Here is a 20,067-nt window from a genome sequence, read left to right on the forward strand (position 1 = left end):
TTTGCTTTGTGACTAAGGCCCCGATAGTTCGGCGAGTTCAACACCGCTGCGGGCACGATCAGGCGGTGTCCCTCCGCCGATGCTCCTTTCCCGGTATGCCTCGCTCGCTTGTCGTACCTGGGCTTCATTGCGAACCTCCCGCCGCCGTAACTGCCTCTCCAAGCACTCCAACACAAGGGCCGGATGACTGGGGGAATACATCGGGCAGGGGGAGGTGTTGCGATCCTTGTAGCGAGTGGTGGAAACGCGCCCGTGCGATATCGATACGGGAGCCCGTCTTAGCCGAAGCCTTGAGGCGTGACCTAATATCGGTCCAGCGGGCTTCCACCTTCGGCCACTCGCGAACGAGCGTGGCGAACTGGTCCGGCTGCACAATGCCAGCGACGCGAGTTTGGCCTCCGGCCTTGACCAGCTCAGTGAGCAAGCTGCAAACACGCTCGCCTTGGATGTGTTGAGCGCGGGGCCAACGTGGATCCAGGGGGCAGATGTTCGCACTGCATGAGTCGAAGCGGGGGCACCGGGGAGCGGTACTCATGCGTCACCCCGTGAAACGGCAATACGCCCAGCCGCCCAAGACTGAATTTCCGCCTCGACCCACGCGCTGGTTGAGAGCGCCAGCTTTACGCGGCGAGGGAATTTTCCTGCCGCCTCCAGGCGGTATACCTGTGTCCCAGAAAGGCCGGTGCGCTCGCATACGGCAGGTAGGCGAAGGAACTTGATCGGGTTTTCGGGCACAAACGGGCCCGACACGTCGCTCATAAGTGACATGGGAGATTCCAGTTGAGCCGGTCCCGAGCGAGTGCCTTGCAACGTTGTAGGTAACTACCTACGATGCAAGCGCCGCTGCCGGGAGAGCACGGCCTTAGTTAGCAAGACTCCTAGCCCTCACCGTTGCGAGCGGTGGGGGCTTTTTGTTGCCCCCAAAGAAGGTCTAGAAGCGCATCCACGTCCCGCTTTCGTCCCAATGCGTGCCATCACGAAGGATGGTGTTGTAAGGCGTAGCCGGTTCGCTTGGGTGAAAGATATACCCCACAGTGGCGCGTATAAGGCTTGACAAGAAAAACCTTACCTATCGAACCATGTAGGTAATGGTCTCGTTCGCTCGACTTCGTATCGCCCTGGAAGCGTTGCAGACGCCACGCGGTTAGATAAACCGCTCCGAAACGACGACTTTCCCCGGGATTTCCGGTCCGTTTGGGGACGGCCCGCCGCGCCGTGGCGTTTTCGGCTGCGTCAGCCCTCGCCGTTCCACTACCAAAACACCTCCATCGCTTATGCAGCCCTCCCCAGTTCGCAATGACCGAGCTAATGCCATTAGATACAGTTGCTTAGGCTGTCCGCGAACTCACTGACTTCCGTGCATTGGAAGGGAAAATCAGGCCCAGCCGTTCACTTTGTGCCAGTTCGTTAAACGAAAAAGCCCGCCGGTTAGGGCGGGCTCGAATACATGGGATGGGGACAGCTGATCAGCCTTGGACACTTTCACGCGGAGTAATTCGCCGATCGGCCAGCTCGTTCCGGGCAGCTTTGGCTTGACGGAGAAGATCCGAAATCGCCCAAAGGACATTGTCCTGAATCTCCTCACACATGCCTCGGAAGGAATCACCGTTAACCCCATAGGTCATATGGATCAACGAATCCGCCTTGTCGATGTTCGTGGCTATGAGATTCTTCAAATCGAGATCGTCCAGGGACTCAATAGGGACGAGCTTCCCGGCCATGCTCAGAGCTACACTTTCGTTACCCATGATCGCGACTCCTGATGTCGTGGTGGTGGTTAGGCGGGCGGGGTGCTGCTACACCCTGTCCCGCCGCTTCTGACTATCGCGTCAGAATTCTTACGCCGCAGACCCCGCCTGCGACTTGAATGCAACGACCTTGCCACCGGCCCGCAGGCCGTCAAGGTAGTCCGCCCAGGCTTGCATCATCCGCGTACGCTCATCGAGGTACTGGGCGGCATGAGTGTAAGCCTCACGAACTTTGTTCGATTCAGCATGGGCTAGCTGGCGCTCAATGGCGTCCGCGTTCCAGCCCATTTCATTCAATCGGGTAGCTGCCAGGCTACGGAAGCCGTGGCCCGTCATTTCGTCACCCGAGTAGCCTAGGCGACGCAGGGCAGCGTTGACCGTGTTTTCGCTCATCGGGCGCAAGCCACTGGCGAGGGAAGGGAAGACGTACCGGCCATTGCCGGTGAAGCTCTGTAGCTCGCGAAGGATCGCCACGGCCTGCTGGGAAAGCGGGACGAGGTGCGGAGCCTTCATCTTCATCTTGGGCCCAGGGATACGCCACAAGGAGCCTTCAAGGTCGAACTCAGCCCATTCCGCCGTCCGCAGTTCGCCCGGACGCACGAACACCAGTGGGGCGAGCCGAAGGGCGCACAGGGTCACGTACTGGCCCGTGAAGCCATCAATGGCACGGAGTAGCTCGCCGATCTTGAGTGGGTCCACGATCGCGGCGTGATGCTTCACCTTGGGGGCTTTCAGAGCGCCACGGAGCGAGCCGGTGGGGTCACGGTCCGTCAGGCCCTCCAACATGGCGTAGCGAAATATCTGACCCGCCTTGATCTTGGCTCGCTTGGCGGTTTCCAGCTTGCCCGCGTCCTCAATCTTGCGGAGGGCGGTCAGCATTTCCCGGTCGGTGATCTCCTTGATCGGACGATCGCCTAGGTCGGGGTAGAGGAAGCTTTCTAGCAGCCAGCGGTTCTTGCTTGCCGTGACCTCGGCCACGTCCTGCCGAGCCAGCCAAAGACTGCCGACTGAGCGGAACGTGGGGGTAGGGGCCAGAGCCAGGGAACGGGCCCGCTTGGCCTCCTGACGGGTCGCGCTCGGGTCAACGCCGTTAGCGATGCTGGCACGGGCCGCATCACGCCGCAGGCGGGCTTGGGCGAGGGAGATAGACGGGTAGGTCCCAAGGCTCAGCATCTTGGCCTTGCCTTCGAACCTGTACCGGAAGCGCCAGCGAAGACCCCCGCTCACTGGGACCTCGATGACGAGCCCAGCAGCGTCAGTCACCCGGTACAGGGCGGCCTTGGGCTTGAGGGTTCGCAGTTTGGCGTCAGTGAGCATGTGAGTAACCGGCGGGCTCTCGGTGAGTACGACTCTACCTTACGCACAAAGTTACTCACATGCAATAGGGGCTGTGTCGGGTCCCCTTGGCATGCCCTGAGACGGCGGACAACAAAAAACCCGCCTTGCGGGGCGGGTTTCTGTGATCGCCTAGAAGGGTCGATCGGTCCTGATTTTGCTATTTGGTGCCGAAAGTGGGACTCGAACCCACACTGTATCTCTACAAACGGATTTTGAGTCCGCCGCGTCTACCGGTTCCGCCATTTCGGCATGGGGCTGGCGATTATGCGGGAATCAGTGCACCTGGTCGAGACCCAACTGGCGTTCATTGCGCAGGTACCAGTCGTCGCCCTGCTCATCGAACACCGCGCACTGGGTCATCCGGCCGGAGTAGATGTGCAGGCTGACGGTGACGGCGTCGCTGCTGGGATTACGGATCGTGTGGTACTCGTGTGGCGGGATGAGGCTGCCTGCCGAGCCCGGGCCGGCTTCGATCGAGCCAACCGGGCGGAAGTGGTAGCGCGTCGCGTCGTGCTCGATCAGCTCGTACTGGACGATCTCAAGGGCACCGTTCCACACGCCTTCCACGCACCACATGCCGCTGTGGTCGTGGATCTTGGTGCCCTGGCCGGGACCCCAGGTCATGGCGACCACGCTGTAGCCGTGCTCTTCGCTCCGGTAAAGCTCACGACGGGCGTAATGATCCTTGGCCGCTTCGAATACGCACGCCGGGAGGACCACCTCCTGCGAACGAATGAGCTGGCACAGGGCCTTGCGCAGGGTATCCGTGATGGCCGGCGTGGTCGGCTGGCTCACCGCGTTATCGATCGCGTTGATGAGCTTGCCGCTGCCCGGGAATTCGACCGTGAGCATGGGTGGAACCTCTTACTGGGGCGTGGGGACGTGGCGCTGCCCATGATCATAGCAGGGCGCCCGGCGGGGTGCCGTGCAGGGCCGTACGGTGCGACATTCCGGCTGCGGCGGCGTGCGATGTCCGGCCGTTACAGGCTGCGCAGGAAGCCGCCAATGGCCCGGCTGTAGTTCTCGATATCCACCAGGAACGCATCGTGACCCTGCGGGGAATCCAGCGCCACGAAATCCACCTTCGCCCCGGCTGCCTCGAGCCCCTTGGCGATCGTCTCCTGCTGCTCGAGCGGAAACAGGATATCGGTGCTCACGCCGATGACCATGGCGCGCTCCACCGCGATGCGCGATAGCCCGCGCATGACATCGCCTTCGCCGTATTCGCTGATATCGAACCAATCGCTGGCGCGCGAGAGGTAAAGGTACGCATTCGGATCGAACTGGCGATTGAACCGGCGAGCGTGGCCTTCCAGGTACGACTCCACCTGGAACTCAAAACCAAACGGCTCATTGCCCTCGCGCTGATCGGGCTCAAGCCGGATGCGGGCGAAGCGGCCATTCCATTCCATGGCCGAGCGGTAGGTGATCACGCCGAGCTTGCGCGCGATGCTCATGCCGTGGTCCGGCCACACGTCGCCCTCGTAGTAGCCCTCGCGCCAGTTCGGATCGAGCCGGATGGCTTCGCGCTGGAGTGAGCGGATGGCGATGGCGAACGGCTGCGCCTGTGGCGCGGTGTCGACGCTGATGTGCGTACGCGCCGCCCCCGGGTGCAGCACCATGTAGGCGAGCGCACTCATGCCGCCCATGGAGCAGCCGACCAGGCAGGCCAGTTGGGTGATGCCCAGAGCATGGGTCACCGCCTCGTAGGCGGCGTTGGCGACGTCCTCCAGAGAGAGCTCGGGGAAGGTGAGGCGGTAGGGTTCGCCGCTGGCGGGATCGATGGATGCCGGGCTCGTGGAGCCCTTGTCGCTGCCCAGCGAATTCACGCAGATGACGAAGTAGCGATCGGTGTCGAACGCGTGGCCGGGGCCGATCATGTCCTCCCACCAGCCGGGCGTCGGGTCTTCCGCATTCGCCGCGGCATGCGCGCTGGGCGAAAGCCCGGTAAGGATAAGTATCGCGTTGCCGCGTGAGGCATCCAGCGTGCCCCAGGTTTCGTACGCCACGCGGGCGCCGTGCAGCTCGCCGCCGCGCTTCATGCGGAACGGCGAGCTCAGGTCATGGTATCGGCGGGCGTCGCCCATGCGCTGCTCCTTGGCTCAATGCAGCGAATGGTGACACGGACGGCGGGGTTTCGTCTTACTGCGCCGTACCTGCGGCGCGTTTCTCAGCCAGGTTGATCTGTTCCGCCACGGCGTGCGCCACGTTCGAATCCGGGTCCAGCAGCGGCTGGAGTTTGCGCCAGGTGGCGGCGGCATCGGTGTAGCGCTCTTGCTGGAACTGGGCGATGCCGAGCAGCCACAAGGCCTTCTGGCTATCCGGTTGTGCCGCGACAGCCTGCTCCAGCAGGGAAAGCCCGCGGCCCTCGATCCGATGGTCGCCGCGTACCAGGGAATCGGCCTCGGCCCAGCCCACCATCGCTGGCACGTTCTTCGGATCGGCCTTCAGCGCGCCCTCGTACGCATCGCGTGCCTGCGCTGGCTGCTTCACCATCGTGTAGGTCTGGCCCAATAGCAGCCAGCCTTCGATGTCACCCGGGTTTGCCGCCAGGCGCGCCTTTAGCGCGTCCACGGCCTGGCCGACAGTCATCTCCTTCGCTGGCTCCACGCCGTTGAGCGTGGCCGGGGTGCCCACCACCGCATACAGGCCGATGCTGGCCAGCGGGAGCGCGACAGCCAGCAGGGCCGCAACCGTGAACATGGCGCGTGAACGGCCATGCGTTCGGCCGTGTCGCACCATGGGAACGAGCAGCAGGGCAAGCGCCACGGCGAGCATCGCCGCAGCAACGGCATAGAACCAGTTACTCACCAATCATCCTCGGTATCGTTTGCTGCGGCTGTCGTCGCAGGTGCCGTGCGGGCACGGCGGCGTACCTGCACGGCGACCACGAGGCCGCCCAGCACGAGCACCACGAGCGGGCCAAACCACAACAGCCAGGTCTTTGGTTCCACCGGCGGCTTGTACAGCACGAAATCGGAGTAGCGATCGACAAGATACGCCTTGATCTCGGCGTCGCTCTTGCCCGCCTGCATCATCTCGAAGATCTGCCGGCGCAGGTCGTGCGCGATCGGCGCATTGGAATCGGCCAGTGTTTCGTTCTGGCACATGGGGCAGCGCAGTTCGGCGCTGAGCTTCTGGAAGCGCACTTCCTCGGCACGGTCGTGGAACGGCAGGGGCTGGATCGCCTGGGCGATGGCCAGCAGCGGCAGCAGGCAGAGCAGGGCTAGGAGGCCGATCCGGCGCATTACGGGCTTTCCTTGGCCAGCGCCGCCAACGCGGGCCGGAATTCGTTGGCCACGACATCGGGTGTGATCGGGCCAACATGCTTGTAGCGGATCACGCCCTTGCCATCGATGAGGAACGTTTCCGGCGCACCGTACACGCCGAAGTCGATGCCCGCGCGGCCATCGCGGTCGACGATCACGACATCGAACGGGTTGCCATGCTCGGCAAGCCACGCGGTGGCATCCTGCGGATCATCCTTGTAGTTGAAGCCGACCAGCGGCAGGCCCAGCTGCTTCACTTCGCCCGAGAGCACTGGGTGCTCATGCACGCATTCGATGCACCAGCTGCCGAACACGTTCAGGAAGTAGGGCTTGCCAAGCAGCGACTGCTTGTCGACCTTGCGCGTGTCGTCGCCCAGGACAGGCAGCGCGAACGCGGGTGCGGGCTTGTTGATCAGTGGGGAGACGATGTCGTGCTGGTCGTGCGCGGTGTTCCACCAGATGCCGAAACCGAACAGCGCGACAAGCAGGCCAAAAGCGATGAGCGGAAGAAACCGGCTCATGCCAGTTGCTCCTTCGCGGGTGCGGTTGCATGCGCCGCGGCCTTCTTCGCGCGGAAGCGCCGCTCGCCCGCGGCAAGGAACCCGCCCACCATCATGAACAGGCCACCCAGCCAGATCCAGCGCACGAAAGGCTTGTGGTACAGGCGCAGCGCCCAGGCACCTTCCACGTTGCCGCCATCCATCGGCTCGCCCAGGGCGACATAGATGTCGCGGAAAAGGCCCGGGTCGATCGCGGACTCGGTTTGCACCTGGCCGCGAGAGTAGGTGCGTTTCTGCGGGTGCATCGTGGCCATGACCGCGCCATCGCGCAGGATGGTGACGACGCCTTCGTCGGCGCGCCAGTTCGGGCCCGTTGTCTCGCGCACGCCATCGAAGCGGAACTGGTACGAGCCAACGGCTTCCACCTGGCCCGGCGCCATCCGCACGTCGCGCTCAGTGCTAAGCGATTCGGAAAGGAGTACGCCGATAAGGAAAACGGCCACGCCGAAATGCGCGACAAGCATGCCGGCCATCTCGGCAGGAAAGCGGCGGCCAAACGGCATCTCGCGCCAGCGCTTCACCACATAGGCCAGCGTACCCGCGGCCACCCACACCGAACCCGCGACACCTGCGATGGCACGCAGTCGGCCATCGACAAAGAACACGGCCGCACCGGTGCAAATCACCGCGGCAATGCCGGCGCGCCGGGCCATGGAGGTGAGCTGGCGCCCTTCGGCGCGGCCCCAGCGCAGGTAAGGGCCGAACGGCAGTAGCAGCACCGCCGGCGCCATGAGCAGCACGAACAGGAAGCCGAAGTACGGCGGCCCCACGGAAACGCGCCCGAGGTTCAATGCATCGCCGATCAGCGGGAACAGTGTGCCCAGCAACACCATGGCGGCCGCCGTGGTGAACAGCAGGTTGGCCACCATGATGCCGGTCTCGCGCGAGAGCGCGGCAAACGGCTTGCCGGTGGCGACCTTCGGCGCGCGGATGGCGTACAGCAGCAGCGAGCCGCCAATCACGACGACGAGGAAGCCCAGGATATACAGGCCGCGACGAGGGTCCGAGGCGAACGCGTGCACCGAGGTCAGCACGCCTGAGCGAACAAGGAAGGTGCCGAGCAACGAGAGCGAGAAAGCGAACAGCGAAAGCAGTACCGTCCATGCCGGCAGCGAGCCGCGCTTCTCCGTCACGGCCTGCGCATGGATCAGCGCGACGCCGACCAGCCACGGCATGAACGACGCGTTTTCCACCGGATCCCAGAACCACCAGCCACCCCAGCCCAGTTCGGCGTACGCCCACCAGCTGCCGGCCACGATGCCCATGGTGAGGAACGCCCACGAGACGTTGGTCCACGGGCGCGCCCAGCGCACCCAGGCCTGTTCCAGCTCACCACCGAGCAGCGCGGCGATCGAGAAGGCGAAGGCGACGGAGAACCCGACGTACCCCATGTAGAGCACCGGCGGGTGGAACGTCATACCCGGGTCCTGGAGCACGGGATTGAGATCGCCGCCATCGGCCGGCATCGGCAGTTCGCGCAGGAACGGGTTGGACGTGAACAGGATGAAGGCGAGGAAACCCACGCCGATCAGGCCCATGACGCCAAGCACCCGGGCCACGAATGGCTGCGGCAGGTGCCGGCTGAAGGCGGCCAGCGCCACGGTCCACACGTTGAGGATAAAGACCCACAGCAGCATGGAGCCTTCGTGTGCGCCCCATACCGCGGTGATGCGGTAGTACCAGGGCAGCGCGAGGTTCGAGTTGTCGGCGACATAAGCCACCGAGAAGTCGTACACCAGGAACGCGTGGATGAGGATGCCCATCGCCGCGAACACGAATACCGCCTGGCCGGCGGCGGCGGGCCGCGCGATGGCCATGAGGGCGCCGTTGCCGCGCCACGCGCCGATCATCGGCAGCACGCCTTGCACCAGTGCCAGCAGCAGGGCGAGGATCAGGGCGAACTGGCCGAGTTCGGGGATCACTTGGGTGTGTCCTTCATGGCGGTGTCGTCGATATTGCGCTTCTGGTGCGCCTTCGCCATCGCGTCCTTCAGTTCCTTCGGCATGTAGTTTTCATCGTGCTTGGCCAGCACTTCGCTGGCGATGAAACGGCCGTCGGCCATGCGGCCGGTGGCGATCACCGATTGGTTATCGCGGAACAGGTCGGGGAGGATGCCGGTGTATTCCACGGGCATGGCGCCCGCATCGTCCACCACGATGAAGCTCACCTTCAGGCTGTCCTTCGCCCGCTGGATGGAGCCGGACTTGACCATGCCGCCCAGGCGAAACGTGGGGTAGGGCGTGGCCTGGCCTTCCTGCACCTGGCTGGGGGTAAACAGGTAGCTCATGTTCCGCTGCAGCGCGAACACCGTAAGGCCCACTGCGATAGCGGCGGCAACGATGACGGAGATGACGACGGCGAGACGGCGTTTACGCGTTGGATTCATTACTGGCTGGGGTTCCCGGCCGGCGGCGGTTCTCCTGGCGCGCGATGCGTGCGCGGATATCGCGCAGGTTGCGGCGGCGCCTGGCGAGCGGTGCCAGCGTGTCGATCAAAAGGACGATGAAGAAGACCGCGAAGGCGGTCCACACATAGGCACCATAGCCACCCATCGCGAGAAAGGTGCTCATGCCTTGCCATCCTGCGCAGGGCCGAGCGCCAGTTCGCGCACCCAGGCCTTGCCGCCTTCGGAGGCGATCAGGTCGGCGCGCACGCGTGAGAACAGGCTGGCGATGTAATAGAGCTTGGTGGCGACCATCATGGTCAGCAGCGGCCACACCATGCTCGCGGCAATGTGCGAGGGGCCGAGCAGGCGGATGGTGGAGCCCTGGTGCAGCGTGTTCCACCAGTTCACCGAGAAATGCACGATCGGCACGTTCACCGCCCCGACCAACACGAGGAATGCCGCAGCACGTGCACCCTGGCGACGGTCTTCAAAGGAGTGGTACAGGCCGATGATGCCGAGGTAGATAAAGAGCAGCACCAGTTCGGAGGTGAGCCGCGCGTCCCAGGTCCACCATGTACCCCACATGGGCTTGCCCCAAAGCGAGCCGGTGGCCAGGGTGATCGCGGTGAAGGCCGCCCCGATGGGCGCGGACTCCATGGCCACGGTTTCGGCCAGCTTGATCCGCCAGACCAGGCCGATGAAGGCGGCGACGGTCATGATGGCGTAGATGAACAGGCTCATCCACGCACTGGGCACGTGGATGAAGATGATGCGGTAGGCATCGCCCTGCTGGTAATCCGCCGGCGCGACCACGAGGCCGCCGTACAGCGCGATACCGCCGAGCACGATGGCAAGGCCCAGCGCCCACGGGTACACGGCCCCCGCGAAGCGGTAGAAGATCGGCGGTGATCCCAGGCGGTGCAGCCAGAGGGGAACCCAGTTAGCCATTCGTCCTCATCAACGGTTCGTGCATCGCGGTGAGTCCCCCATGGACGCCCCGCGGTTGCGTGCGCTCATGATTCCATCGCGATGCGCAGCGCGGCAGCACACGCCAGGGGCGCGAGCACCACGGCCAGCGCCAGGCCGGCGCCCAGCCACGCGACAGGCGCGATCCAGGGCAGGCCATCCTGAGCGGCGGCCACGGCCCCGGCGGCAAAGATCACCACGGGTACGCACAACGGCAGCAACATGAGCGCCAGAAGCATACCAGAGCGTTTTGCCCCGGCCGTCAGTGCCACCAGTACCGCGCCGAGCAGGCTCAGCAGCGGCGTGGCAATCGCCAGGGCCAGCACCAGCACGGGCGCCGCCGCGGGCGGAAGGTGCAGCATGCCGGCCAGCACCGGCGCCACGACGATGAGCGGCAATGCCGCGGTGAGCCAGTGGGCCAGGATCTTCATGCCCACCAGCAACGCCAGCGGCTGCGGGGCGAGCATCAGCTGCTCCATCGAGCCGTCCTCGATATCCGGGCGGAACAGCCCATCCAGCGAGAGCAGCATGGCCAGCAGCACCGTGACGAACACCACGCCGCCGGCGATGCGGGCGAGCAGGGCCGGCTCAGGGCCAAGGGCGAACGGGAACAGTGTCACCACGATGACGGCGTAAAGCACGGGTAGCGCGATATCGCCACGCCGGCGCCAGGCCAGGGTGAGGTCGCGGCGCAGCAGGGCGGCGCAGGCGGCGGTCGTGCTGCCGGGCGTCACGCGTGCAACCGGATGCGGCGGGGTTCATCGCCCGCGAACGTGACGGCGCCATGGCTGGTGACCAGGGCGGCGCCCCCGCGTGCGGCGTGTTCACGCAACAGGCGGTTCACCAGGGCGATGCCTTCGCGGTCGAGGTTGGCGTAAGGCTCATCCAGTAGCCAGACGCGGGCCGGCAGCAATAGCAAGCGAGCCAGTGCGGCGCGCTTCTTCTGGCCGGCGGAGAGGCGGCGCACCGGTTCGTCTTCGAACCCCGCCAGGCCCACGTCGGCCAGTACGGCATCGATGTCCGCGCCGCCGCGCACGCCGTAGAGGCCAGTGGATACCCGCAGGTTCTCGCGCGCGGAAAGGTCGACTTTCAGGCCGAGGTGGTGGCCAAGGAACACGACGGCACCGGCCATCGTATCCAGTGCGAACGGCGCGCCATCCAGCAGCACCTCTCCCTCGCCGGCACGCAGCATGCCTGTAAGCACACGCATGAGGGTGGTCTTGCCACTGCCGTTATCGCCTTCCACCAGCGCGATCTCACCACCATGCAATGCGAAATCCACCGGCCCGAACACGGGCTCATCCTGGCGCAGAAAGCACAGGGCGCGGGCTTCAAGCAGGGGCGGGTGAGCAGTCATCAAGCGCGCTCCTAAAGGGGGAGCGGTGGGAGTGTGGCTTCCAGGGTGCGTACGGCGGCATCGAGGTCGATGGTTGCCACATCGTCATGCCCGCGCAATAGCTGTTCCACGAGTGTGTCCTGGGCCTGGCCGCGTTCCAGCGCGTAGGCATAGGGCAGGTGGGTGAAGGTGACCATGCGGTAGCGCGGCAGGTAGTGCGTGGGCGAGCGCTGCGCCAGCAGGCCACCCAGTTCGCGCATGCGCAGGAAATGCGGATCGGCGACCTTGTCGCGCATCTCCACGTAGTTCTCGAGCGCCATGCGGGCGATGGCATCGGCGTTCGGCTTGCGGCTGGCTTCGAACGCGGCGAACACGGTGCCCATGTCAGCGTCGGGCATCTGTTCGAACAAGCGGGCGAGTTCGGCCGCATCTTCAAAGCCACAGTTCATCCCCTGGCCGTGGAACGGCACGATGGCGTGCGCGGCATCGCCGATCAGCAGCGCGCGCCCGCCAATGTGCCAGCGGTCCAGGTAGAGCGTGGCCAGTGAGCCCACCGGGTGCTCCGCCCAATCCTTCGCGAAGTCCGGCATGAGGTCGAGCGCGTCGGGAAACTCCGTGCGGAAGAACGCTTCGGCAGCGCCCGCGCCGGCGATGGTGCGGAAGCTGGGGTGCTCGCCATCGTTGGGCAGGAACAGGGTGACGGTGAAACTGCCTTCGCGGTTGGGCAAGGCGATGCACATGTAGTGGCCGCGCGGCCAGATATGCAGTGCGTTGCGTTCAATGGCAAAGGGTGCCGACGGGTCCTTGCCGGGCGGAATCTCCAGTTCCTTGTAACCGTGGCCCAGTTCTTCCACCCGTTCGCCCAGCGGGGCGTGACGATGCATCTCCGCACGCAGCGCCGACCCTGCGCCGTCGGCGCCGATCACCACGGGCGCATCCACCGTGCGTTCGCTGCCATCGGCGGCGCGCAGGGTCAACGTTCCGTGTTCCAGGTCCGCGGAGGCCAGGCCCTGGTCGAAATGGATGGTGGCGCCGGCGGCTTCGGCCGCATCCAGCATGAGGGTGTTGAGCCCGCCGCGCGATACCGACCAGATCACCTCGGAATCGTCCACGCCATAGCGCTGCAGGCCACTGTGGCCGGCGGGGTCGTGCACCATGCGCCCGCGCATCATCACCGCCTGGGCCAGCACCTGGTCGGCCAGGCCCGTGGCGCGCAGCGCGTGCAGGCCGCGTTCGGCCAAGGCAAGGTTGATGGAGCGGCCACCAAGGAAACCTGCCTTTCGGGGGTCGGGGCGCTTTTCGTAAACAGTGACCCGGAAACCGCGCTGGGTCAGAAGGGTGGCGACCAGGGCGCCGACGAGGCCGGCGCCGACAACGGCGATGTCGTTACGGGGCATGGAGCCTGCCTGGACGATATTGCGGGGCAGCGCATCGTGCGCCGCAACGCCGCCGAGGGCAAGCCCTCAGGCGGCGCCGGTTATCAGCTGGCTTTCTTGCCGCCGCGCGGCGGCACGTGGGTGGCAGCTGCCGGCTTGGCGGTAGCCGCGTCGAGGAACCCGCGCTGCATCGATTTCCAGACGTCGAGATTGCGCTCGGTCATCTCGTTGAGCATGGACCACGGGGTCTGGCCCATCATCGTATTGAGCTGGTTGCGGAACTGCTGCTGCTGGTCGAGGAACACCTGCAGGCTGCGCTCCAGGTACGGCCCCATGAAGCCCTGCAGCGAATCCCCGTAGAAACGGATGATGTGCGAGAGCAGCTGCGAGGAGAGCATCGGCTGCCCGTGCTCCTCGTGCTCCGCGATGATCTGCAGAAGCACGGAGCGGGTCAGGTCCTCGCCCGACTTGGCGTCCCGGACCTCGAAATGCTCCCCGTCGAGAACCAGCTGGCGAACTTCCTCCAGCGTGATGTAGCTCGAAATTTCCGTATCGTACAAACGACGGTTCGGATACTTTTTGATGATGCGTAGGGTTTGTGCCATGCGGCGAACGCTACCACGAGGTATTGCGCCGCACCAGTTGGTTTCACGGCGTGTAAACGTTTTCAGTCACAGTGCGTGAATTTGGATCGATTTACGTAACTTGGATTTAATGACCCGCCGCGCCGCCCGCATTGCCGAACGGCGGCTTGGCCAGCCACAGGATCGGAATAAGGGCCAGGAACAGAATCCCGCAGGTCCAGAAAACATCGTTGACCGCGAGCGTCAGGGCCTCGCGGTTGACGACCTGGTCCAGCACGGTGAGCTGGGGCTGGCCGTGCAGGCCCATGCCTTGCAGTTTTTGCACATAGGCCATGGCGGCCGGCGAGGCCGGGTTCACGTACTCGGTCAGCGAGGCATGGTGCGCCTCGCCGCGGTGCTGCCACAGGGTGACCGTGATCGCCGTCGAGACGCTGGAGGCCAGCGTGCGGCAGAAGTTGGCCAGCCCTGAGGCGCCGGCGATCTGATCCGGGCGCAGGCCGGAAAGGAAGATCTGGTTCAGCGGGATGAAGAAGCAGGCGATGCCAATACCCATGACGAAGCGAGGCAGTACCAGCGTCGCGAACGAGGCGCCGCTGTTGAACGTGGAAAACCAGAACGAGGTGAAGGCGAACACGATGAACGCGAAGGTCACCACCGCACGCAGTTCCAGCCGCTGGATGTTCTTGCCGATGATCGGCGACATGAGGAACGCGAGGATGCCGACCGGTGCCGTCGCCAGGCCGGCCCAGGTGGCCGTATAGCCCAGCGTGGTCTGCAGCCATAGCGGGAAGACGACCGTGATGCCGAAGAAGCCCAGCATGCCCAGCGAAAGCGCGGTGACACCGACGGCGAAATTGCGCCGGGCGAACAGTGAGAGATCGACCACCGGGTGCTTCGCGGTGAGCTCCCAGATGATCAGGAACGTGAGCGCCACCAGCGCGATGAGGCCAAGCGTGAGAATGAGCGGCGAGGCGAACCAGTCGTGGTCGTTACCATTGTCCAGCATGAACTGCAGGCAGCCCACGCCGATCACCAGCAGGAACAGGCCCACCGAATCGATCGGAGCGCGCACGATCTTCGTTTCACGCGTGCGCAGGATGCTCCATGTCACGACGCCTGCCGCCGCACCCACCGGTACGTTGATGTAGAAGATCCACGGCCACGAGAAGTTGTCGGTGAGGTAGCCGCCAAGGATAGGGCCGAAGATGGGCGCCACGACCACGGTCATGGCCCACATGGCTAGCGCAATGCCTTGCTTCTCCTTGGGGTAGCTGGCGAGCAGCAGTGAGAGCGAGAGCGCCACCATCGGGCCCGAGCCCGCACCCTGCAGCAGGCGGAACACCACCAGCATGGGCATGCTCGTGGCCAGGCCGCAGAGCATCGAGAACACCACGAACAGTGCGACCGAGAAGCAAAATGTCTTGACCTCGCCGAAGCGCTTGGCAATCCAGCCGGTGAGCGGCTGCATCACTGCGCTGGCCAGTGCGTACGAACTGATGGCCCAGGTACCCTCGTTCGAACTCACGCCGAGGCTGCCGGCGATATGCGGCACCGCCACGTTCACGATCGTCATGTCCAGGATCTCCATGAAGGTGGAGAACGCGACAGCGATCGTCAGCAGGACCAGGGGCAGGCCGTGCAGGGGTTTCGGGCCCGCGGCAGGCGCGGGCGCGGCATCCGGTGTGGCGGTGGTATCGCTCAAGGCGCGCGCGCTCCGAGGTTCTGCTGCACGATCACATCAGCGGCGGCATCGGCCTTGGCGGCCACGTCGTCATACACTGTGGTCTGCGCCACGGGGGTGGTCGATGGTGCCTTGGCGAGTACATCGCCCTTGTCGTCGGTGATGTTGACCGTCACGGCCGTCGAGAGGCCGATGCGCAGCGGATGCGTGTCCAGGTCCTTCGCATCGATGGCAATGCGCACCGGCACGCGCTGTACCACCTTGATCCAGTTGCCGGTGGCATTCTGCGCGGGGAGCAGCGAGAACGCGCTGCCGGTCCCTGCGCCCAGGCCAACGACATGGCCGTGGTATTCCACGCCGCCGCCGTAGATATCCGATTCCACCTTGGCCGGCTGGCCAATGCGCACATGGCGCAGCTGGCTTTCCTTGAAGTTGGCATCCACCCACAGGTCGTGCAGCGGCACCACCGTCATCAGTTGCTGGCCAGGCTGCACGCTGTTGCCCACCTGGACGCTGCGCTGGGCAACGTAGCCATCGATCGGGGCGACGATGGCGTTACGCTGCGCGGCGACCCAGGCCTGGCGGAAGTTGGCCCGGGCCTGTTGCACGGCAGGGTTCGTTTCTACATCCGTTCCATCCACCAGCGCACGGGCCGCGTCGGCCTGGCGCTGTGCCGAGTCCAGCGCCGACTGCGCGGTTTCCACCGCGTCACGGGCGTGCTGCACTTCCTCCGGCGCCACTGCCTTCTCGGCAAGCAGCGGGATGCGGCGCTTCAGGTCATCCTGCGCGCGCTTCAGGTCCTGGCGGCGCGCGCCGAGCGAGGCATCGGCGCTGGCAGCGGACTGGGTCTGCTGGCGCACCTGGCGCACGGCCTGGGCGAGCGCCGTGCTGGCCTTGCGCAGCGCGATGTCGGCATCGGTCGGATCAAGCTTGACCAGCACCTGCCCGGCATTCACCCGCTGGGTATCGTCGGCGAACACGCCCACGACGATGCCGGGCACCTGCGCCGAGATACCGACCTGGTTGCCGCCCACATAGGCGTCGTCGGTGGTTTCGCGGGTGGAGAAAACGAACAGCCACAGCAGCAGCCAGGTGGCGGCGGCAAGCAGGAACACCACGAAGGCGATGAGCAGGGCGCGTCCGCGCTTGCGCTTGTCCTTGGGGGCGTTGCCGCTTTCGGCCGGGAGCGTCGTGTCGTTGGGGGTGGCGCTCATGGGCTCTGGGCTCCGTCGGTGCTGGGCGTGGATGGGGAATTCGGAAGTTCAGCGCGGTAGCCGCCACCCAGTGCCTTGATAAGGCTCACGTCGGTGGAAAGGGCCTGGCCGTGCAGGTCGGTGGCCATGTCCTGCTGCTGGAGCAGGGTGGCCTGGGTCGCCAGCGATTCGCGATCGTCGCGGACGCCGCGTGCCGCGCGCGCTTTCGCACTGGCGAGCAGGGTGGTCGCGGCATTCACGGCATCCCCCTGTTGTGTGCGCCGTGCGGCGAGTTGCTGTGCGCCCAGTGCCTGCGTGGACACATCGCGGGCAGCCGAAGCCACCGTCGCGTTGTACTGCGTCACCGCGGCATCGAGCTGGGCTTTGCTCACGCCGTGGTTCGCCTCCAGCGCGCCGCCTTCGAAGATCGGCAGGTGGAGGGCCGGGGTCAGGGAGAACACGCGGCTATCGGCGTTGAACACCTTGTCGAGGTCAATGCTCGACAGGCCAGCCATGCCGCTCAGGCTCACATCGGGGAAGAACTGCGCGCGCGCCGCATCGGTCTGGCGCAGCGCGGCTTCGACCTGCCAGCGACTGGCGGCGATATCGGGGCGGCGTGCCATCAGGTCGGTGCCGGCGTTATCCGGCAGGCCCGGTGCCACATCGGGCAGGGCGCGTGGCGATAGCGCGGGAAGTTCATTCGGCGAAACGCCGACGAGTGCGGCCAGTGCCGCGCGGCGAATGGCGGCGGAGCCTTCGAGCGCCGTTTTCTGCTGACGCGCACCCGACAGGTCGCCGCGCGCCTGCTGCACGGTATCCGGGACGTCCACGCCTTGCTTCACGCGGAGTTCGGCAATGCGCAGCGCACGCTCACGCGCAGCGATGAGCTGGTCGGTGAGCGTGACGCGCGCTTCATCGGTAAGCCAGCCGAAGTACGTATCGGCCACGGTGGACTGGATCGAGAGAGAGGCGGCAGAACGTTCTGCTTCCGCGGCGCGCGCGCTGTCGATCGCCGATTCAATCGTGTAGCGCTTCTTGCCCCACCAATCGAAGTCGTAGCTCACCTGCACGCCAAGATCGGCCTGGTTGTACCAGGTGAAGCCAAGGAACTGCGCGGGGATCAGGCCGTGTTCGCTCATGCGCTGGCGGGTGACCTGGGCGCTGCCATCGACGCGCAAGCCGGCCTGTGCGGCGGCGACGCGGATGTTCTGCTGTGCGCTGTCCACGCGCGATTTGGCCTGGGCCAGGTCGGGTGAGCCGCGCAGCGCCATGTCCATCAGCTGGTCTAGCTGCGGGTCGTTATACGCACGCCACCACGGCGCGGCGGGCCAGCCGGCTCGGGTGCCTGCCTCGACGCCGGCGAGCGGCACATCGGCACGTAACGCAGGGTGGTCAATCTTCGCCGGCACGTGGCAGCCGGCGAGTACCCCGGCAAGTGCCAGCGCCAGCAGCGCGGGTCGAAAATGAGAGCGGATCATACGGTCACATCCGTGGGATCGAGATGCAGGGCGAGCTTCTTCAACAGGTGCTCGAAGGTGTTGCGTTCGGCGCTGCTGAAGCAGGAAAACTTCGAGACGAGCTCGGGGAACATGGGCGGCAGCATCTGGCGCACAAAATGCCTGCCCTGGTCCGTGATGCTCAGCACCACCTGGCGGCGATCGTGCGTGGCGTGCGCTCGCGTAATCAGGCCGCGCTTGGCCAGCAGATTGGTGATGCGGGTCATGTTGGTCGGCTTCTGCTCGGCTAGTGCGCATAGCTCACTTGGTGTCGAACTGCCGTCGGCGGCCGAGTACAACATCATCAGCGTGCGGAAATCGCTGTCGTTCATGTCGAACGGCTTGAGCTTGGCTTCCACGTCGCGTTGCAGTGCCTCGCCGGTGAGCAGCAGCAGGCGGATCAACAACACCTCACACCGGGGCAGGCCCGGGATGATCTCGGCGACGCGGTCGACGCCATCGTAGAGGGCATCGACGCATGGTTTCAGGCTGGACATTTCGCTGACGAATAGTTCGCTGGTGAACTATTAGGCTAGCAAGGGTTGGTTGCCGGGGCAAGCGTTGGTTGGCGTCGTGCCCGTAGGAGCGCGCTTGCGCGCGATGGCGTGGCTACGCGAGCCCGAACAAGGTGGCCGCGTTAGCCGTGGTCACCTTGGCAACCTCGCCAGGGTCGCTCTCGCGCAATATGGCAATGGTCTCAAGCACATCCACCATATACGCCGGTTCGTTTCGCTCGCCCCGGTGATGCATGCACGGCTGGTCGGGTGAATCGGTCTCCAGCAGCAGCCATTCGAGGGGCATCTGCCTCACAACGCGGTGGATGCGGTTCGCGCGGTCGTAGGTCACGGGCCCGCCGATGCCGATGTGGAAGCCCAGCTCGAACAGTTGGCGGGCCTGCTCCTCGCTGCCCGAGAAGCTGTGCACCACGCCGCGCAGGCCACCGATGCGGCGCAGCGTGTGGATGGTTTCCTCGAAGGCCCGGCGAGCGTGCACGATGACGGGCAGGTCGTGCTCCTTGGCGATATGGAGCTGGCGAACGAAGAGGTCGCGCTGTTCATCGGGGTCCAGGCCGTCCACATAGAAATCCAGGCCGATCTCGCCCACGGCCACCGCGCCATGCCCGTCCAGCCAATGGGGAAGCTCACCAAGGTGGTCTCGCCGATGGTTTGCCATGAACAGCGGGTGCAGGCCGTAGGCCGGATAAACGCCTTCACGCGACGCCGACAAATGCTCGATGGCTTCCCAGTTTCCGCGATCGATGGCCGGTACGATCCAGCGCCGCACGCCCGCCCGCGCGGCACGCTCGAACATGTCGCCGCGGTCGGCATCGAACGCGCTGTCGTCGAGGTGGGCGTGGGAATCTACCAGTTCGTGCATGCGGTTTGCTGCCGTTTTGCTTGGTGGGGCCAGTCTAAGGCGTCGTTCAGTTTAACGATTGTCAAATGTGTTTCGAGGCGTTCTTGCGAATTTCCGGGGCCACTGTGGCCCGGCAAGCCGCCGATATTTTCCAGGAGAGTAGGGTTATGAGCAGGTTGAAGATTTCCGTCCTGAACGCTGGTTTGGGCGCGGCCCTGGTGCTGAGCCTTTCTGCCTGCAACCGCGATGCGAATGCTGATGTGGCTAATGCGCCGGCCCCGGCCGCCGAAGCTGCGCCCGCCGCTGCGCCCGAGCCGGCAGGTCCCAAGTACGCCCGCGTTGTAAGCGTCGATCCGGTGCGCGAGGCCGCCACTGCGGCGCAGAAGGAGTGCCACGACGAGGTCGTGACCCGCCGCGCCCCGGTCAAGGACCAGCACCAGATCGCCGGTACGGCCATCGGTGCGGTGGCCGGTGGCCTGTTGGGCAACCAGATCGGCGGCGGCAAGGGCCGTACCCTGGCGACCGTCGCAGGCGCCGTGGGTGGCGGTTACGCGGGCCACGAGATCCAGGAGCGCCGCCAGGAAACCAACACGGTGACCAGCACCGTTCGCAAGTGTGAGACCGTGCCTGGAAAGAGTGGCGACAAGATCGTGGCCTACGATGTCCGCTATGAATACAACGGTGTCACCCGCTCGATCCGCATGGACCACGACCCGGGCGACCGCGTTGAAGTGCAGGAAGGCGTTTCGGTGGTTTCCGACGCTCGCCAGTAATCCAT

Annotated in this window: 22 protein-coding genes and 1 tRNA gene; 1 reads left to right on the forward strand and 22 read right to left on the reverse strand. The window is 65.1% G+C overall.

The window, feature by feature from the left end; all coding sequences use genetic code 11:
* Positions 1 to 531 precede the first annotated feature (531 nt).
* From L2Y97_RS22525 to L2Y97_RS09705, 22 genes are all read right to left on the reverse strand, one after another.
* Positions 532 to 768 (reverse strand): helix-turn-helix transcriptional regulator, encoded by a 237-nt coding sequence (locus tag L2Y97_RS22525; RefSeq protein ID WP_425492837.1) that lies wholly within the window; start codon positions 766 to 768, stop codon positions 532 to 534.
* Between the two features lie 698 nt (positions 769 to 1,466).
* The gene (locus L2Y97_RS09605; protein ID WP_247435987.1) at positions 1,467 to 1,748 is read right to left on the reverse strand and encodes a hypothetical protein; all 282 of its coding nucleotides are present in this window, start codon (positions 1,746 to 1,748) and stop codon (positions 1,467 to 1,469) included.
* A gap of 90 nt (positions 1,749 to 1,838) precedes the next feature.
* Positions 1,839 to 3,065, reverse strand: coding sequence for a tyrosine-type recombinase/integrase (locus tag L2Y97_RS09610; RefSeq protein ID WP_247435990.1), 1,227 nt, complete (start codon positions 3,063 to 3,065; stop codon positions 1,839 to 1,841).
* A gap of 183 nt (positions 3,066 to 3,248) precedes the next feature.
* Positions 3,249 to 3,335: transfer RNA gene (locus L2Y97_RS09615), tRNA-Leu, on the reverse strand.
* A 24-nt stretch (positions 3,336 to 3,359) separates the two neighbouring features.
* Positions 3,360 to 3,938, reverse strand: a complete 579-nt coding sequence (locus tag L2Y97_RS09620; RefSeq protein ID WP_247435993.1) for a cysteine dioxygenase family protein — start codon at positions 3,936 to 3,938, stop codon at positions 3,360 to 3,362.
* A gap of 128 nt (positions 3,939 to 4,066) precedes the next feature.
* The gene (gene metX / locus L2Y97_RS09625) at positions 4,067 to 5,173 is read right to left on the reverse strand and encodes a homoserine O-acetyltransferase MetX (protein WP_247435996.1); all 1,107 of its coding nucleotides are present in this window, start codon (positions 5,171 to 5,173) and stop codon (positions 4,067 to 4,069) included.
* Positions 5,174 to 5,228: 55 nt separating this feature from the next.
* On the reverse strand, positions 5,229 to 5,897 hold the full coding sequence (locus L2Y97_RS09630) for a tetratricopeptide repeat protein (protein ID WP_247435999.1): 669 nt from the start codon (positions 5,895 to 5,897) through the stop codon (positions 5,229 to 5,231).
* Positions 5,894 to 6,334 (reverse strand): cytochrome c-type biogenesis protein, encoded by a 441-nt coding sequence (locus L2Y97_RS09635; protein WP_247436001.1) that lies wholly within the window; start codon positions 6,332 to 6,334, stop codon positions 5,894 to 5,896. Before L2Y97_RS09635 ends, L2Y97_RS09630 begins: the two co-directional genes overlap by 4 nt.
* Positions 6,334 to 6,876, reverse strand: a complete 543-nt coding sequence (locus tag L2Y97_RS09640; RefSeq protein WP_247436004.1) for a DsbE family thiol:disulfide interchange protein — start codon at positions 6,874 to 6,876, stop codon at positions 6,334 to 6,336. Before L2Y97_RS09640 ends, L2Y97_RS09635 begins: the two co-directional genes overlap by 1 nt.
* On the reverse strand, positions 6,873 to 8,837 hold the full coding sequence (locus L2Y97_RS09645) for a heme lyase CcmF/NrfE family subunit (protein ID WP_247436006.1): 1,965 nt from the start codon (positions 8,835 to 8,837) through the stop codon (positions 6,873 to 6,875). Before L2Y97_RS09645 ends, L2Y97_RS09640 begins: the two co-directional genes overlap by 4 nt.
* A complete protein-coding gene (ccmE, locus tag L2Y97_RS09650) occupies positions 8,834 to 9,301 on the reverse strand; it encodes a cytochrome c maturation protein CcmE (RefSeq protein ID WP_247436009.1) in 468 nt (155 codons plus the stop codon). Before ccmE ends, L2Y97_RS09645 begins: the two co-directional genes overlap by 4 nt.
* Positions 9,285 to 9,485: a heme exporter protein CcmD gene (gene ccmD, locus L2Y97_RS09655; RefSeq protein WP_247436012.1), complete on the reverse strand. Its 201-nt coding sequence runs from the start codon at positions 9,483 to 9,485 to the stop codon at positions 9,285 to 9,287. The genes ccmE and ccmD overlap by 17 nt, the downstream gene beginning before the upstream one ends.
* Positions 9,482 to 10,249 (reverse strand): heme ABC transporter permease, encoded by a 768-nt coding sequence (locus tag L2Y97_RS09660; protein WP_247436015.1) that lies wholly within the window; start codon positions 10,247 to 10,249, stop codon positions 9,482 to 9,484. Before L2Y97_RS09660 ends, ccmD begins: the two co-directional genes overlap by 4 nt.
* Positions 10,250 to 10,314: 65 nt before the next feature.
* Positions 10,315 to 11,001 (reverse strand): heme exporter protein CcmB, encoded by a 687-nt coding sequence (gene ccmB / locus L2Y97_RS09665; RefSeq protein WP_247436018.1) that lies wholly within the window; start codon positions 10,999 to 11,001, stop codon positions 10,315 to 10,317.
* The gene (ccmA, locus tag L2Y97_RS09670) at positions 10,998 to 11,624 is read right to left on the reverse strand and encodes a cytochrome c biogenesis heme-transporting ATPase CcmA (RefSeq protein WP_247436021.1); all 627 of its coding nucleotides are present in this window, start codon (positions 11,622 to 11,624) and stop codon (positions 10,998 to 11,000) included. Before ccmA ends, ccmB begins: the two co-directional genes overlap by 4 nt.
* A gap of 11 nt (positions 11,625 to 11,635) precedes the next feature.
* Positions 11,636 to 13,000, reverse strand: coding sequence for an FAD-dependent oxidoreductase (locus L2Y97_RS09675; RefSeq protein ID WP_247436048.1), 1,365 nt, complete (start codon positions 12,998 to 13,000; stop codon positions 11,636 to 11,638).
* Positions 13,001 to 13,083: 83 nt separating this feature from the next.
* Positions 13,084 to 13,584, reverse strand: a complete 501-nt coding sequence (gene phaR, locus L2Y97_RS09680; RefSeq protein WP_045829959.1) for a polyhydroxyalkanoate synthesis repressor PhaR — start codon at positions 13,582 to 13,584, stop codon at positions 13,084 to 13,086.
* Between the two features lie 106 nt (positions 13,585 to 13,690).
* Complete coding sequence (locus L2Y97_RS09685) at positions 13,691 to 15,265, reverse strand: DHA2 family efflux MFS transporter permease subunit (protein WP_247436051.1); 1,575 nt, start codon at positions 15,263 to 15,265, stop codon at positions 13,691 to 13,693.
* Positions 15,262 to 16,458 (reverse strand): HlyD/EmrA/EmrK family protein, encoded by a 1,197-nt coding sequence (locus L2Y97_RS09690; protein ID WP_247436053.1) that lies wholly within the window; start codon positions 16,456 to 16,458, stop codon positions 15,262 to 15,264. Before L2Y97_RS09690 ends, L2Y97_RS09685 begins: the two co-directional genes overlap by 4 nt.
* The gene (locus L2Y97_RS09695; protein ID WP_247436055.1) at positions 16,455 to 17,915 is read right to left on the reverse strand and encodes an efflux transporter outer membrane subunit; all 1,461 of its coding nucleotides are present in this window, start codon (positions 17,913 to 17,915) and stop codon (positions 16,455 to 16,457) included. The genes L2Y97_RS09690 and L2Y97_RS09695 overlap by 4 nt, the downstream gene beginning before the upstream one ends.
* The gene (locus L2Y97_RS09700) at positions 17,912 to 18,430 is read right to left on the reverse strand and encodes a MarR family winged helix-turn-helix transcriptional regulator (protein WP_247436057.1); all 519 of its coding nucleotides are present in this window, start codon (positions 18,428 to 18,430) and stop codon (positions 17,912 to 17,914) included. The genes L2Y97_RS09695 and L2Y97_RS09700 overlap by 4 nt, the downstream gene beginning before the upstream one ends.
* A 112-nt stretch (positions 18,431 to 18,542) precedes the next feature.
* Positions 18,543 to 19,310 (reverse strand): TatD family hydrolase, encoded by a 768-nt coding sequence (locus L2Y97_RS09705; RefSeq protein WP_247436060.1) that lies wholly within the window; start codon positions 19,308 to 19,310, stop codon positions 18,543 to 18,545.
* A 146-nt stretch (positions 19,311 to 19,456) separates the two neighbouring features.
* Here L2Y97_RS09705 and L2Y97_RS09710 point away from each other — a divergent pair, with 146 nt between their 5' ends.
* Positions 19,457 to 20,062 carry a glycine zipper 2TM domain-containing protein gene (locus L2Y97_RS09710; protein ID WP_247436062.1) on the forward strand — a complete coding sequence of 202 codons (606 nt, stop codon included), beginning with the start codon at positions 19,457 to 19,459 and terminating at the stop codon, positions 20,060 to 20,062.
* Positions 20,063 to 20,067 lie beyond the last annotated feature (5 nt).

Origin of the sequence: Luteibacter aegosomatissinici (assembly GCF_023078495.1) — a bacterium.
Classification (GTDB): Bacteria; Pseudomonadota; Gammaproteobacteria; order Xanthomonadales; family Rhodanobacteraceae; genus Luteibacter; species Luteibacter aegosomatissinici.

Bases quoted from the DNA above. Each gene is read 5' to 3' on its own strand.
- L2Y97_RS22525 (WP_425492837.1), bottom strand. From the start codon at position 768: ATGTCACTTATGAGCGACGTGTCGGGCCCGTTTGTGCCCGAAAACCCG.
- L2Y97_RS09605 (WP_247435987.1), bottom strand. From the start codon at position 1,748: ATGGGTAACGAAAGTGTAGCTCTGAGCATGGCCGGGAAGCTCGTCCCT.
- L2Y97_RS09610 (WP_247435990.1), bottom strand. From the start codon at position 3,065: ATGCTCACTGACGCCAAACTGCGAACCCTCAAGCCCAAGGCCGCCCTG.
- L2Y97_RS09620 (WP_247435993.1), bottom strand. From the start codon at position 3,938: ATGCTCACGGTCGAATTCCCGGGCAGCGGCAAGCTCATCAACGCGATC.
- metX (WP_247435996.1), bottom strand. From the start codon at position 5,173: ATGGGCGACGCCCGCCGATACCATGACCTGAGCTCGCCGTTCCGCATG.
- L2Y97_RS09635 (WP_247436001.1), bottom strand. From the start codon at position 6,334: ATGCGCCGGATCGGCCTCCTAGCCCTGCTCTGCCTGCTGCCGCTGCTG.
- L2Y97_RS09640 (WP_247436004.1), bottom strand. From the start codon at position 6,876: ATGAGCCGGTTTCTTCCGCTCATCGCTTTTGGCCTGCTTGTCGCGCTG.
- ccmE (WP_247436009.1), bottom strand. From the start codon at position 9,301: ATGAATCCAACGCGTAAACGCCGTCTCGCCGTCGTCATCTCCGTCATC.
- ccmD (WP_247436012.1), bottom strand. From the start codon at position 9,485: ATGAGCACCTTTCTCGCGATGGGTGGCTATGGTGCCTATGTGTGGACC.
- L2Y97_RS09660 (WP_247436015.1), bottom strand. From the start codon at position 10,249: ATGGCTAACTGGGTTCCCCTCTGGCTGCACCGCCTGGGATCACCGCCG.
- ccmA (WP_247436021.1), bottom strand. From the start codon at position 11,624: ATGACTGCTCACCCGCCCCTGCTTGAAGCCCGCGCCCTGTGCTTTCTG.
- L2Y97_RS09675 (WP_247436048.1), bottom strand. From the start codon at position 13,000: ATGCCCCGTAACGACATCGCCGTTGTCGGCGCCGGCCTCGTCGGCGCC.
- phaR (WP_045829959.1), bottom strand. From the start codon at position 13,584: ATGGCACAAACCCTACGCATCATCAAAAAGTATCCGAACCGTCGTTTG.
- L2Y97_RS09690 (WP_247436053.1), bottom strand. From the start codon at position 16,458: ATGAGCGCCACCCCCAACGACACGACGCTCCCGGCCGAAAGCGGCAAC.
- L2Y97_RS09695 (WP_247436055.1), bottom strand. From the start codon at position 17,915: ATGATCCGCTCTCATTTTCGACCCGCGCTGCTGGCGCTGGCACTTGCC.
- L2Y97_RS09700 (WP_247436057.1), bottom strand. From the start codon at position 18,430: ATGTCCAGCCTGAAACCATGCGTCGATGCCCTCTACGATGGCGTCGAC.
- L2Y97_RS09705 (WP_247436060.1), bottom strand. From the start codon at position 19,310: ATGCACGAACTGGTAGATTCCCACGCCCACCTCGACGACAGCGCGTTC.
- L2Y97_RS09710 (WP_247436062.1), top strand. From the start codon at position 19,457: ATGAGCAGGTTGAAGATTTCCGTCCTGAACGCTGGTTTGGGCGCGGCC.